The organism is Tepidibacter aestuarii, assembly GCF_934924865.1.
Classification (GTDB): Bacteria; Bacillota; Clostridia; order Peptostreptococcales; family Peptostreptococcaceae; genus Tepidibacter_A; species Tepidibacter_A aestuarii.
Genome location: NZ_OW235315.1, coordinates 3,487,544 through 3,500,715 on the forward strand (window position 1 = coordinate 3,487,544; position 13,172 = coordinate 3,500,715).

Genomic DNA, 13,172 nt, shown 5'->3' on the forward strand with positions numbered 1-13,172 from the left:
ATTTCCTTATATTTCAATCTATTTTCTTTGGTGGTATCATCTCCTGTTCTTTATGTATTTGTTAATAATATTATATCATAAATTTCATAGATTTCAATGGTTTTTTTAGAATTTTCTGAAAATTATTTTTTAGTTATCTATTGTTTATTTATTTGAAATATATTTTTCGTTAAATGCACCTAAAATACCTGCAAGTACTGCTCCAAATGCATTAAATATTAAATCCAAATTAGTATCTAATAAGCCATGCTGATTTTTAGTATTCATTATAATATCTAAAATAAATTCTCCACTTTCTAAAAAAGCTCCACCGGTAACACCTATAGACATTAAAATAATAAAAATGAATATTTTAGATTCAGAAAAAAATTTAATGCTTAAATCAAGCATTGAATAAAATAAAAGTGAAAATGCAAATGTTCCAAATATATGTAGCGCTTTATCAAACCAAATAGAGTTTTGATATAGATTGAAATATTGACCTACTACATTATGTAGTATATACGCTATAATAACCAATGCCTTTATATAACTTTTTATCATCTTTTTATTTTTATTTTCGAAATAAATAATGAACAAGTAGCTAACATATATCATTATTGAATTATAAATAAAATTATATTCTTTTTTAATTAAGAACCCAATCACTACTAAAATCATAATTATTGAAAAAGAAATAGTTAAAAATCTTGAACTTCTATCTTTTTTAATCATAAACAAAATACACCTTTCAAATTTTATTATTAATTTTATCTTTTGTTTTTTTTTGATATTCATTCTTAAAATATAGAAATTTTTTATAAATTTTATATTTATTTTTAAATATAGTTATACAAACGCAAAAAAATCAACTTCAAAATAAACTACCTTAAAGTTGATTTTTAAGAAAAAATTTTTCTAAGTTATTATTCAATATCTCTTATTATAAAATAAAAAGAATAATAAATTTTATTTAATTTGTAAGCTTCATATCTCCATCCTTTATATACCCTTTTTTTCTCATAAACTCAGATATAATAAGAGTAATAATAACAGGAAGTACAAAGTGAAGAATTATTATACTAGTCATAGCTGAGTTTCCCATAACAGCTACAGTTGATATTTGACCAACAAGCCCGCTAGTTCCCATACCAGCTCCTATACTATTAGTTTTCATGTGAAACACTGTAGTAGATAAAGGACCAAGTATAGCACTTGATATTATAGGAGGTATCCATATTAGAGGATTTCTTATAAGGTTTGGAACTTGCAACATTGATGTACCAAGACCTTGAGATATAAGTCCTCCAACCTTATTTTCTCTATAAGATGCAACTGCAAATCCTATCATCTGACAACAACATCCAACTAGAGCTGCTCCTGCTGCTAATCCATTAAGGCCAAGTGCAATAGACAAAGCGGCTGAACTTATAGGAAGTGTAAGTATCATTCCCATAGTTACAGCTAATACTATTCCCATAGGTATAGGCTTTAACTCTGTTGCTCTGTTTATAAAGCTTCCTATAGCACTCATCATAGTAGATAGTATAGGAGCTATAAATACACCTACAAAACCACCAATTATAATAACTACAGCAGGGATTAAAACTATATCAATACTAGTTTTTCCAGATATTAATCTTCCTATTTCTGCAGCTATTAATGCTGCTACAAAAGCTCCAACAGGGTCTCCTATCCTAAGGGCCGCTACTCCATCTGCAATATTAACACTTCCAGCTCCTATAGCTCCAGTTATTAATGACGCAAATATTACAAGAGGAGGAGCTCCTATTGAATAAGCAACACCAGCACCTATCGCAGGTCCCATCATATACTGAGATATCTTTCCGAATAAAACTATATTTCCAACTCCCGAAATATCTCCTATTTGCTTCAATATAAGTCCTATTATAAGTGAACTAAAGAGACCTAATGCCATACCATTCAATGTTTTGGTTAAATATTCTCTCATACAAACTCTCCTTTATATAAGTTTCGCTTTATAAGTATTTCATCATATTGTCTATGCTATTTAATGCCTTTAATCTTATATCCTCATCTATTTTTATAATTTCTCCTGTGTCATCAGTCATACATCTATACACATCATCTAATGATGTTTTTTTCATATCCATGCATATAAGACTTGGAGATAGTAGATCAAACTTTTTGTCTTTATTTAATCTTCTTAATACATGAAGTATTCCCGTTTCTGTTCCTATTATTACCTTCTTATCTTTTAAATTTTTGACATATTCTATTATTTGAGATGTAGATCCTGCATAATCGGCAAGTTTTATAACATCTTCCCTACATTGCGTATGAACTATTATAGGTACATTTGGATGTTTTTCTTTCATATTTATTACTTCTTGTTTAGTAACCTTATCATGTATATTACAGTATGCAGTCCATGACATTATATTTTTATTTTTAACTTTTTTAGATATATAATTACCTAGATTCATATCAGAAACAAATAATATATTTTCGCTATCTAATTTTTCTATTATCTCAACTGCCTTTGATGTTGGTACACATATATCTGATATTGCTTTTAATTCTACTTGAGAGTTAAGACTTGATACTATAGTAAATTGAGGATGCATGTTTTTAAAGCTTACTAATTCATCAATGTTTATTTTTTTATTCATAGGACATACAGCTTCAGAAACTGGCATAACTATATTTTTATCAGATACAGTTTTTAATGTTTCAGCTAAGCTTTTAACTCCACATGAAATTATAGCTTTGCAATCACTCTCTTTAGATGCTTCAATTAGCTGTAAATAATCTCCTACATAATCTGCAATCTGTTGCACCTCATAATTTTGATAGTTATGTGCAAATATTTTTATGCCTTTTTCTTCTTTTATCTTTATTATCTCATCTATCATATTTTTATCATTCATCGAACTCTCTCCTAATCTCATATTCTAAATGTATACACTTCTGTCTTGTCACTCATTCCCAAAAATATATCACTTTATTTGTTTTTTAGCAAGTACCCTTTTTTGTCTAACTCCTTAATTATATCCTGGTATACTTCTTCATTTTTAACCTGGATAGTATGATAATGAATTCCGTTTGTCAAACTAGACATCAGCTTTGATTCTTCTCTTTCAATTTTATCTACAAATTCATTTAGCTCTTTTCTTGAAGATATATTTATAATCCCTCTTATTTCTCCATAAATAGGATGCTCCACTATTACATCTAATACCTTAGCTCCCATATCAACTATAATCTCTAACTCTTCCTTTATTTCATCTATGGCACAATGATGATTAGACATTATAACCTTTATCATATCTTCCTTTACTATATTTGGAACTATATAGCCTTGTGGAGTTGCCATTATATTAACTCCTTTAGCTCTAAGTATTGCTATATCTTGAACTATAACTTGTCTGCTTACTTCTAGATCATCTGCAAGTTTAGCTCCCTTTATTGGATTAGTGCTTTCTTTTAATATTCTCTCTAAAGCCTCTCTTCTCTTGAATGTATCCATTAAATCACCTCTTTATTAGATTATATATTATAGAGTCAAAAAAAAGAAGCCAGTTTAGACTTCTGATTTTTATCATTAATAAAACTATACAGCTTCTTCACCTAAGTAGGCTTTCTTTATATCATCATTCTCACAAAGATCACTTCCTCTTCCTTTAAGAACAACTTTTCCCGTTTCAATTACATAACCATAATCAGCTATTTCAAGAGCTGCTTTTGCATTTTGTTCTATTAAAAGAATAGTAACCCCCATCTTATTAATATCTTTTATTATATTGAATAAATCCTTAACTATTAAAGGAGCCAAACCTAAAGATGGTTCATCCATCATAAGAAGCTTTGGTCTACTCATAAGAGCTCTTCCTACGGCTAGCATCTGTTGTTCTCCTCCAGACATAGTTCCAGCCTTTTGGTCTACTCTTTCTTTGAGTCTTGGAAATAATTCATATATCCAGTCAAGGTCTTTATTTATTTCTTTTTTATCTTTTCTAGTATAAGCTCCTAGTATTAGATTTTCTTCAACCGTTAAGTCTTGGAATACTCTTCTTCCTTCAGGAACTAAAACCAATCCTTCTTTCACTATATCCTGAGTTTTTAGATTTTTGATATTGTTTCCATTATATTCTATAACTCCACTTGAATTAACTATTCCCATTATACTTCTTAAAGTTGAGCTTTTTCCAGCTCCATTTGCTCCTATTAAAGTTACTATTTTATTTCTAGGAACCTCTATATCCATATCCCTTAAAGCGTGAATTCCACCATAATTAACATTTAGCCCTTTTATATTAAGCATCTATCCCACCCCCAAGTAAGCTTCAATTACTTTTTCATTGTTTTGTATTTCACTTGGTATTCCTTGAGCTATCTTTTGACCATAATCTAATACATATATTCTTTCACATACTCCCATTACAACTTGCATATGGTGTTCTATCATCAGTATAGTTATTCCAAATTTATCTCTAATACTTCTTATAAACTCCATAAGTTCTAGTGATTCTTTAGGGTTCATACCCGCTGCCGGTTCATCTAGTAATAAAATCTCAGGATTAGTATTAAGAGCTCTTGCACTCTCCAATCTTCTTTGATTTCCGTAAGAAAGAGATGATGCTTTTTCATACATAAGATCTTTAAGTCCAACTTCTTCTAAAAGCTTTACTGATTTATCATAGAATTTTTTTTCTTCTTTTTTATATTTTTTAGTTCTAAACACTGATGATATTATATTGCTTTTAATATTTAAATGACTACCTATGAATACATTATCTATAACAGATAGTTCTTTAAATAGCCTTATATTCTGAAATGTTCTAGCTACTCCTAAGCTAGCAATAGCACTTGGTTTTTTATTTATAATACTTTTATTAGAACCTCCAAAATATATATTTCCACTTGTAGGAGTATACACTCCTGTTATCATATTAAATACTGTAGTTTTTCCAGCTCCATTTGGGCCTATCAACCCTATTATCTCATTTTTATTTAGATGAATATTTAGACTATCAACAGCTGTTAATCCTCCAAATTTCACAGTTACATCACAAAGCTTTAATATCTCCATTACTTCACATCCTTTACATTGTAGGCTGCTTTTTTCTTTTTGAATATATCCCATGTAAATTCTTTGTTTCCCATAAATCCATTTTGATAGAATATAATTACAACCATTAGGATGGCTGAAAATACAACCATACGAAGCCCTTGTATTCCTTCGATTTGTATAAATCCTAAGTTTATAGTTTCATCTAAGAATCTCAATACTTCCATTAACACTGTAACCAATATTGCAGATATACAAGTCCCTGTTATACTTCCCATTCCTCCTAGAACAACTATTAAAAGTATGTTAAATGTTAGCAAAAATCTAAACATATTAGGATCAATCGTTCCAAGTAAGTTTCCTAAAAGGGCTCCTCCTAATCCTGCAAAGAAAGCTCCTATTCCAAACGATAACATCTTATGTTTAAACAAATCTATTCCCATATTTTCAGCTGCTATTTCATCTTCTCTTATAGCTTTAAATGCTTTGCCGTAGCTTCCTTTTATTAAAAGTATCATAAAGATAATAGTTATAATTGCAAATCCCCAACTCCACCATATGTTGGTATATACAGGTATTCCTTTAAGTCCTAATGCACCATTAGTTATACTTTGAGTATTGGTGAATACAACTCTTATTATTTCAGCAAATCCTAGAGTTGCTATGGCTAAATAGTCATCCTTTAATCTAAGAACAGGTGCTCCTATTAAAAATCCAAACAAAGCTGATACTATTCCTGACATTATAAGTGCTGGCAAAAATCCCATCTGTATATTGGATAATATTGAAACTATAGGCTTTAAAAAGAAATTCATCTCTTTCATAGCTGGAGACATTGTAAGTATTGCACAAGTATACGCTCCAATAGCCATAAATCCAGCGTGCCCTAGAGAAAATAATCCAGTAAATCCGTTTATTAAGTTCATACTAAGACCTAATATTATATAAATGGCACATAGATTAAGTATTCTTATTTGATAAGAGTTAAATACACCATTGGATATGAATAAAAAAATTATAAGCGAAGCTAATAACCCTACATTGTAAATATAATTCTTTTTCATAATCTACACCTTCTCTGTTAGATTTTTGCCCATTATTCCTGTAGGCTTAATCAAAAGTATTATTATTAATAGTACAAATGCAAAAGCATCTCTATATCCTGTAAGAGCAGGTAAGAATGCAACTAACATAATCTCTCCAAGTCCTAATATAAATCCACCTATAACAGCTCCGGTTATATTTCCTATTCCTCCTACAACAGCTGCTATAAAACATTTAAGCCCCGGCATGATTCCAATTAGTGGTGTTATCTGTGGAAACTTTAGCCCCCACATAAGTCCTCCAGTACAAGCAAGAGATGAGCCTATAAAGAAGGTTATAGATATTATCTTATTCACATCTATTCCCATAAGGCTTGCTGCTTCATAGTCTTTTGCTACAGCTCTCATTGCCATACCTGTTTTAGTCTTGTTTATAAAATATAAAAGCCCTGCTAATATTATTAAAGTTATTAGAGGTATATAAAAAGTCAAACTAACTACAGATACATTTCCAAAATGTAATACTTTACTAAACATATCAGGTATTTCAAATGCCTTTGGTCTTCCGCCAAAAACTACTATAGCTAAGTTCTCAAGTAAGAACGATGCTCCTATTGCTGATATTAGTATAGATATTCTAGGTGATTTTCTAAGAGGCTTATATACAGCCTTCTCTAATACTACTCCAAATAATCCAGTAAATAATATAGCAAAAATGAATACTAACCACCAAGGTAGTGGTGTAAATACCATTCCATAAAAAGCTGTATATATTCCTATCATGAATATATCTCCATGTGCAAAATTTATAAGCCTTAATATTCCATAAACCATTGTATATCCTATAGCTATTAATGCATATAAACTCCCAAGGGAAATGCCATTAAATAAATGCTGGATAAATATTTCGAGATTCATATATTTTCCCCCTCATATAATTTCATATTAATTTAAAGTCCTATAATCGCATCAACGATTATAGGACTTTAAATTTTAAATAAATTCCTTTAATTATTTAGGTTGGATTGTATCTAAATAATTGAATTTGCCATCTTGGACTTTTTTGATTATAGCACTCTTAACCGCATCTCCATTTTCATCAAGAGTTATATAGCCTGTTGCTCCTTCAAAATCCTTAGTTTCAGCTATTGCATCTCTTATTTTTTGTGGATCAGATGAACCCGCTCTTTTTATACTATCTAGTATAACTAAGTAATCATCAAAGCCAAGTGCTGCAAAAGTATTAGGCTCTTTATTATATTTTTCCTTATATGCATCCATAAACTGTTTAGATAAATCTGTTACTGCAGCTTCTGAAGTGAAGTGAGTACTAAATACTGCACCCTCAACTGCTTCTTTTCCTATATCTATAAACTCAGGTGCTTCCCAAGTATCTCCTCCAAGTATAGGTACATCTATTCCAAGACTTCTAGCTTGCTTTATTAAAAGAGCACTTTCTCCATAGTTACCTGGTGCAAATATAACATCTGGATTAGTTTGTTTAATATTTGTAAGTTGCGCTGTAAAATCTTGATCTCCTGTATTATAAGATGTCATTCCAACTATACTGTTTTCATCTCCTGTAAGTTCTTTAAACGAATCAACAAAGTATTTACTAAGTCCAACTGAATAGTCTTGAGTAACATCTTGAATTATAGCAGCCTTTTTAGCTTTTAATTCATTAAAAGCGTAGTTTGCCATAACAGTTCCTTGGAATGGATCTATGAAGCATACTCTGAAGTAATAATCGTTGTTAAGTGTAACAAGTGGATTAGTAGGTGAACATCCAACTGCTGGAACTTTTGCACTTTTAACTAAGTCCCCAGCTGCCATAGATAATGAACTTCCATAACTACCTATAATTGCGCTAACCTTATTCTTTTCGATAAGTCTTGATGCTGCATTTGCAGCCTCTACCTTATCACTTTTATTATCAACTATTTTAAGTTTTACTTCCTTTCCTAAGATCTCACCAAACATTTCATTGGCAAGCTTGATTCCCTCAACAGTCATCTCTCCTCCAGCTGCTGAAGCTCCTGTCATAGGCTCAAATACACCTATTGTTATTACATTTTCATCTACATTTTGTGCTTCCTCTTCTGTTTCTTTAACTGAACACCCTGCAAGAAATAATGATGATAGCATTGATACTACTAGAATTAATGATAAATAAATTCGCTTCATTTTTTAATCTCCCCCTTTTATTTAATTTCTTATTCTCTTGCTAATATTTGCAAACTACATACTCCATTTAACTCTTTAACTTTTTCTATAACATCTTCTATTGATATACTCATATCTTTAGTATCTACTGTTAAAGTTAAGCTTGCTACATCATTTATAGGTATGTTTTGATTTATTGTTATTACATTGCACCCAAAGTCAGCTAATCTATTAAGAGTTGCTGATAAAACACCTTTAGTGTGATCTAAAAACATAGAAAAAGTAACTATATTTCCAAGCTGATCATTACTACTTAAAAAAACATAGTCTTTATATTTATAAAAGGCTCCTCTGCTTATCCCTACTATTTTAACAGCCTCTGTTACCTGATTAACTTTACCAGAGCTTAATATTTTTTTTACCTCTATAACTTTTCTATATACATCTGGTACAACTTCCTCATCTATTAAGTAAAATATTTTCTTAGTCAAATCTAATCCTCCTTGTCTATTCTTCATGAACAAGTGTATTTCGTATTTGATATTTTTAAATACTATCATACATTTTTTTTCAATTCAATAATATAGTTTTTGTTTTTTATATTATTTATTTTTTATGCAGTTAGAATTTTAATATCTCTAGGGGGAGATTATTCTTGCATATATTCATTTTACTAGAGTTTATTATATAACAAAACATTTATTTTAAAATCTTTATTTTATATTTTTCAATTGTAAACTTTCATTGATAACTTACATATTTGGCACTGCATTGTAATTATATGGTAAAATATTTAATGTAAATCTATTCTTAGGAGGTTACTTGTTATGGGATTAATAATAGCAATTCTTGTTTTATTGCTCTTAGTTTTTATAGGATTTTTAATAGATTTAAATTCAGATATCAAGTATATAAAGAATAAAATTAATAAAATTGAAAACTTTATAGATGACATTGATAGGAATGAGAAATAATATATAGGAGGGTATCATGAATAAAGTAATTCAGTTTTTAAAAATCTACTTAATATCATGCATGCTTATGCTTCCAGTAATTCTTATAGGGCAATTTGTAGGTACTATGATAATTTATTATAATTATGGATATGCTCCTATTAGTTTCCCTAAATATGATAATCTTATACTATATATATTGTTATTTGGACTATATAAAGCCTTTAACCGCCATGAGATTGTAAGAACTATATCTATACAAGACGAACCTAGCTTTAGGAAAAGCTTAAATACAGTATTAAGTAGTCTTAAGATGATTATTCTATCTGAAGAAGAGAATCTATTAATAGCAAAGGATAAATATATAATAGATATGCTTTTATGTAACCCTTCAACTTTAATTATCCATATATATAATGATAAAGCAGTATTTAAAGGCTCCAGAGAAGATATTAGGTATGTATTTGCTAACTTAAAACAAAGGAAAGAGATAACTTCTAATTAACAGAAGTTATCTCTTTTTTTATTAATATCTTGCTATATTTTTTTAATGTTTTTATATAATTTACAACTCTAATAATCACGTAATATTTTTTTATTTAAGCGTTAGTGTTATTAGACTCTCACATACAAAAAAATAGATTATTTAAATGTTAGTTAATCTTTTAAATATTTAACTTTAGAACTTATATTCTGGCGTTTAAATATACGTTAAAAAAACTTCTTATGTCTGAGCCTACGCGAGTTTAAGAAGTTTTAGTATGTTTAATAAGACATAATATTTAGTTCTAATTGTAATATTTAATGTATTAACGTTATTTAAATAATCTATTTTTAATTTAACAACAATAAAAAAAGATTACGTGGCTACGTCCTACTCTCCCAGGGGGCTGCCCCCCAAGTACCATCGGCGCTAAGGAGCTTAACTTCTGTGTTCGGAATGGGAACAGGTGTATCCTCCTTGCTATAATAACCACATAATCTTTTAGTTTTAAGTATTAAGATTAATACTTTCAAAATTGACCAGATTTAAAATTTGGTTAAGTCCTCGATCTATTAGTATTCATCAGCTGAACTCATTACTGAGCTTACACCTTGAACCTATCAACCAGGTAGTCTTCCTGGGATCTTACTCATAAAGATGGGAAATCTTATCTTGAGGTTGGCTTCGCGCTTAGATGCTTTCAGCGCTTATCCATTCCATACATAGCTACCCAGCTATGCCACTGGCGTGACAACTGGTGCACCAGAGGTATGTCCATCCCGGTCCTCTCGTACTAAGGACAGCTCCTCTCAAATTTCCTACGCCTGCGACGGATAGGGACCGAACTGTCTCACGACGTTCTGAACCCAGCTCGCGTACCACTTTAATGGGCGAACAGCCCAACCCTTGGGACCTACTACAGCCCCAGGATGTGATGAGCCGACATCGAGGTGCCAAACCTCCCCGTCGATGTGGACTCTTGGGGGAGATAAGCCTGTTATCCCCAGGGTAGCTTTTATCCGTTGAGCGATGGCCCTTCCACGCGGAACCACCGGATCACTAAGCCCGACTTTCGTCCTTGCTCGACCTGTATGTCTTGCAATCAAGCTCCCTTTTGCCTTTGCACTCTTCGCACGATTTCCGACCGTGCTGAGGGAACCTTTGGGCGCCTCCGTTACATTTTGGGAGGCGACCGCCCCAGTCAAACTGTCCACCTGACAGTGTCCCAAGACCAGATTCATGGTCTATGGTTAGAATCTCAATATTACAAGGGTGGTATCCCAAGGATGACTCCACGAAAACTGGCGTTCTCGTATCTCAGTCTCCCACCTATCCTGTACATGTAATATCGAAATCCAATGCCAGGCTACAGTAAAGCTCCATGGGGTCTTTCCGTCCTGTCGCAGGTATCCGGCATCTTCACCGGAATTACAATTTCACCGAGTCTTTTGTTGAGACAGTGCCCAAATCGTTACGCCTTTCGTGCGGGTCGGAACTTACCCGACAAGGAATTTCGCTACCTTAGGACCGTTATAGTTACGGCCGCCGTTTACTGGGGCTTAAGTTCAATGCTTCGACTAATGTCTAACACATCCCCTTAACCTTCCAGCACCGGGCAGGCGTCAGCTCCTATACATCGTCTTTCGACTTAGCAGAAACCTATGTTTTTGGTAAACAGTCGCTTGGGCCTATTCTCTGCGGCCTCTTCGGGCATACACCCTAATGAGGCACCCCTTATCCCTAAGTTACGGGGTCATTTTGCCGAGTTCCTTAACAAAAGTTCTCTCGCTAGCCTTAGAATTCTCTTCTCACCCACCTGTGTCGGTTTGCGGTACGGGTACCTTTAATCTCAGTAGAGGCTTTTCTTGGCAGCATGAAATCGACTACTTCGCTACTTAAATTTCGCTCCCCATCACACCTCAGGATTGCACCGACGGATTTGCCTATCAATGCTCCCTTAATGCTTGGACCTACATATCCAATAGTAGGATAGCCTATCCTTCTGCGTCACCCCATTCTTCAAACGATTATCGGTAGTACAGGAATCTCAACCTGTTGTCCATCACCTACGCCTTTCGGCCTCGGCTTAGGTCCCGACTAACCCTGAGCGGACGAACCTTCCTCAGGAAACCTTGGGTTTTCGGCCCGTAGGATCTCACCTACGTCTCGCTACTCATGCCAACATTCTCTCTTCACTGCAGTCCACTAGTCCTTCCGGTCTAGCTTCAACCCGCAGTGAATGCTCCCCTACCCATTGACAAAGTCAATGCCGTAGCTTCGGTAGTAAGTTTTAGCCCCGATAATTTTCGGCGCAGGATCACTCGACCAGTGAGCTATTACGCACTCTTTGAATGAAGCTGCTTCTAAGCCAACATCCTGGTTGTCTGTGCAATCCCACATCCTTTACCACTTAACTTACATTTAGGGACCTTAGCTGACGGTCTGGGCTGTTTCCCTCTCGACTATGAATCTTATCACCCACAGTCTGACTCCCAAGCAAAAGATAAAGGCATTCGGAGTTTGATAGTCTTCGGTAACCCACAGGGCCCCTAGGACATTCAGTGCTCTACCTCCTCATCTCTAAGCTTGAGGCTAGCCCTAAAGCTATTTCGGGGAGAACCAGCTATCTCCGAGCTCGATTGGAATTTCACCTCTACCCACAGCTCATCCCCGCACTTTTCAACGTGCGTGGGTTCGGACCTCCACGAAATTTTACTTTCGCTTCATCCTGGCCATGGGTAGGTCGCTCGGTTTCGGGTCTACGACAAGTAACTGAATCGCCCAGTTAAGACTCGCTTTCGCTACGGCTCCAGACCCTAAGTCCTTAACCTTGCTACTTATCGTAACTCGTTGGCCGTTCTACAAAAAGTACGCGGTCACACTAAAAATGTGCTCCCACAGCTTGTAGGCATAGGGTTTCAGGTTCTATTTCACTCCCCTTCCGGGGTTCTTTTCACCTTTCCCTCACGGTACTATACGCTATCGGTCACCAAGAAGTATTTAGCCTTGGGGGTGGTCCCCCCAGCTTCCCACAGGGTTTCACGTGTCCCGTGGTACTCTGGAGTATGCTCGAAAGTCTTCTTGTTTAATCTACAGGACTATTACCTTCTATGGTGGGTCTTTCCAAACCTCTTCGACTACAATACCTCTTTCTTGTGAGCATATCCGCAACCCCTATGAAGAAAACTTCATAGGTTTGGGCTCTTCCCCTTTCGCTCGCCGCTACTTAGGGAATCGATTTTTCTTTCTCTTCCTCGAGGTACTTAGATGTTTCAGTTCCCTCGGTTCCCCTCCTTAGACTATGTATTCATCTAAGGATACCTAGACATTACTCTAGGTGGGTTTCCCCATTCGGAAATCTCCGGATCAAAGATTGCTTGCATCTCCCCGAAGCTTATCGCAGCTTACCACGTCCTTCATCGGCTCTTGGTGCCAAGGCATCCGCCCTACGCCCTTAATAACTTAACCTAAATTTATTTAAATCTGTTCAATTTTCA

At 33.9% G+C, this 13,172-nt stretch carries 12 protein-coding genes and 2 rRNA genes; 2 read left to right on the top strand and 12 right to left on the bottom strand.

All coding sequences use genetic code 11. From position 1 onward, the window contains the following. Window positions 1-144 precede the first annotated feature (144 nt). The 10 genes from M2214_RS17210 to M2214_RS17255 form a co-directional block, all read right to left on the bottom strand. A complete protein-coding gene (locus M2214_RS17210; RefSeq protein ID WP_248481176.1) occupies window positions 145-714 on the bottom strand; it encodes a hypothetical protein in 570 nt (189 codons plus the stop codon). 238 nt (window positions 715-952) lie between these two features. Beyond that, window positions 953-1,951, bottom strand: a complete 999-nt coding sequence (locus M2214_RS17215) for a PTS transporter subunit IIC (RefSeq protein WP_248481177.1) — start codon at window positions 1,949-1,951, stop codon at window positions 953-955. Between the two features lie 28 nt (window positions 1,952-1,979). Continuing rightward, window positions 1,980-2,891: a quinolinate synthase NadA gene (locus tag M2214_RS17220; protein WP_248481178.1), complete on the bottom strand. Its 912-nt coding sequence runs from the start codon at window positions 2,889-2,891 to the stop codon at window positions 1,980-1,982. Between the two features lie 74 nt (window positions 2,892-2,965). Next, on the bottom strand, window positions 2,966-3,490 hold the full coding sequence (locus M2214_RS17225; RefSeq protein WP_248481179.1) for a transcription repressor NadR: 525 nt from the start codon (window positions 3,488-3,490) through the stop codon (window positions 2,966-2,968). Window positions 3,491-3,574: 84 nt separating this feature from the next. Continuing rightward, a complete protein-coding gene (locus tag M2214_RS17230; RefSeq protein WP_248481180.1) occupies window positions 3,575-4,285 on the bottom strand; it encodes an ABC transporter ATP-binding protein in 711 nt (236 codons plus the stop codon). Continuing rightward, entirely contained in the window at window positions 4,286-5,053 is a 768-nt protein-coding gene (locus M2214_RS17235; RefSeq protein WP_248481181.1) for an ABC transporter ATP-binding protein, read from the bottom strand. Further along, entirely contained in the window at window positions 5,053-6,096 is a 1,044-nt protein-coding gene (locus tag M2214_RS17240) for a branched-chain amino acid ABC transporter permease (protein ID WP_248481182.1), read from the bottom strand. Before M2214_RS17240 ends, M2214_RS17235 begins: the two co-directional genes overlap by 1 nt. 3 nt (window positions 6,097-6,099) lie before the next feature. Continuing rightward, window positions 6,100-6,993, bottom strand: coding sequence for a branched-chain amino acid ABC transporter permease (locus tag M2214_RS17245; protein ID WP_248481183.1), 894 nt, complete (start codon window positions 6,991-6,993; stop codon window positions 6,100-6,102). A gap of 93 nt (window positions 6,994-7,086) precedes the next feature. Continuing rightward, window positions 7,087-8,259, bottom strand: a complete 1,173-nt coding sequence (locus M2214_RS17250) for an ABC transporter substrate-binding protein (RefSeq protein ID WP_248481184.1) — start codon at window positions 8,257-8,259, stop codon at window positions 7,087-7,089. A gap of 29 nt (window positions 8,260-8,288) precedes the next feature. Further along, window positions 8,289-8,729 (bottom strand): ACT domain-containing protein, encoded by a 441-nt coding sequence (locus M2214_RS17255; protein ID WP_248481185.1) that lies wholly within the window; start codon window positions 8,727-8,729, stop codon window positions 8,289-8,291. A gap of 336 nt (window positions 8,730-9,065) precedes the next feature. Here M2214_RS17255 and M2214_RS17260 point away from each other — a divergent pair, with 336 nt between their 5' ends. After that, window positions 9,066-9,212, top strand: coding sequence for a hypothetical protein (locus tag M2214_RS17260; protein WP_248481186.1), 147 nt, complete (start codon window positions 9,066-9,068; stop codon window positions 9,210-9,212). Between the two features lie 16 nt (window positions 9,213-9,228). After that, entirely contained in the window at window positions 9,229-9,696 is a 468-nt protein-coding gene (locus M2214_RS17265; protein WP_248481187.1) for a hypothetical protein, read from the top strand. 356 nt (window positions 9,697-10,052) lie between these two features. Here M2214_RS17265 and rrf read toward each other — a convergent pair. After that, window positions 10,053-10,169: ribosomal RNA gene (gene rrf / locus M2214_RS17270) — 5S ribosomal RNA — on the bottom strand. Window positions 10,170-10,227: 58 nt separating this feature from the next. Further along, a 23S ribosomal RNA gene (locus M2214_RS17275) occupies window positions 10,228-13,143 on the bottom strand. Window positions 13,144-13,172: the final 29 nt, after the last annotated feature.

Excerpts from the sequence above, each read along its gene's own strand:
- M2214_RS17245 (WP_248481183.1), bottom strand. The coding sequence starts at position 6,993 with ATGAATCTCGAAATATTTATCCAGCATTTATTTAATGGCATTTCCCTT.
- M2214_RS17235 (WP_248481181.1), bottom strand. The coding sequence starts at position 5,053 with ATGGAGATATTAAAGCTTTGTGATGTAACTGTGAAATTTGGAGGATTA.
- M2214_RS17240 (WP_248481182.1), bottom strand. The coding sequence starts at position 6,096 with ATGAAAAAGAATTATATTTACAATGTAGGGTTATTAGCTTCGCTTATA.
- M2214_RS17265 (WP_248481187.1), top strand. The coding sequence starts at position 9,229 with ATGAATAAAGTAATTCAGTTTTTAAAAATCTACTTAATATCATGCATG.
- M2214_RS17225 (WP_248481179.1), bottom strand. The coding sequence starts at position 3,490 with ATGGATACATTCAAGAGAAGAGAGGCTTTAGAGAGAATATTAAAAGAA.
- M2214_RS17260 (WP_248481186.1), top strand. The coding sequence starts at position 9,066 with ATGGGATTAATAATAGCAATTCTTGTTTTATTGCTCTTAGTTTTTATA.
- M2214_RS17210 (WP_248481176.1), bottom strand. The coding sequence starts at position 714 with ATGATTAAAAAAGATAGAAGTTCAAGATTTTTAACTATTTCTTTTTCA.
- M2214_RS17215 (WP_248481177.1), bottom strand. The coding sequence starts at position 1,951 with ATGAGAGAATATTTAACCAAAACATTGAATGGTATGGCATTAGGTCTC.
- M2214_RS17230 (WP_248481180.1), bottom strand. The coding sequence starts at position 4,285 with ATGCTTAATATAAAAGGGCTAAATGTTAATTATGGTGGAATTCACGCT.
- M2214_RS17250 (WP_248481184.1), bottom strand. The coding sequence starts at position 8,259 with ATGAAGCGAATTTATTTATCATTAATTCTAGTAGTATCAATGCTATCA.
- M2214_RS17220 (WP_248481178.1), bottom strand. The coding sequence starts at position 2,891 with ATGAATGATAAAAATATGATAGATGAGATAATAAAGATAAAAGAAGAA.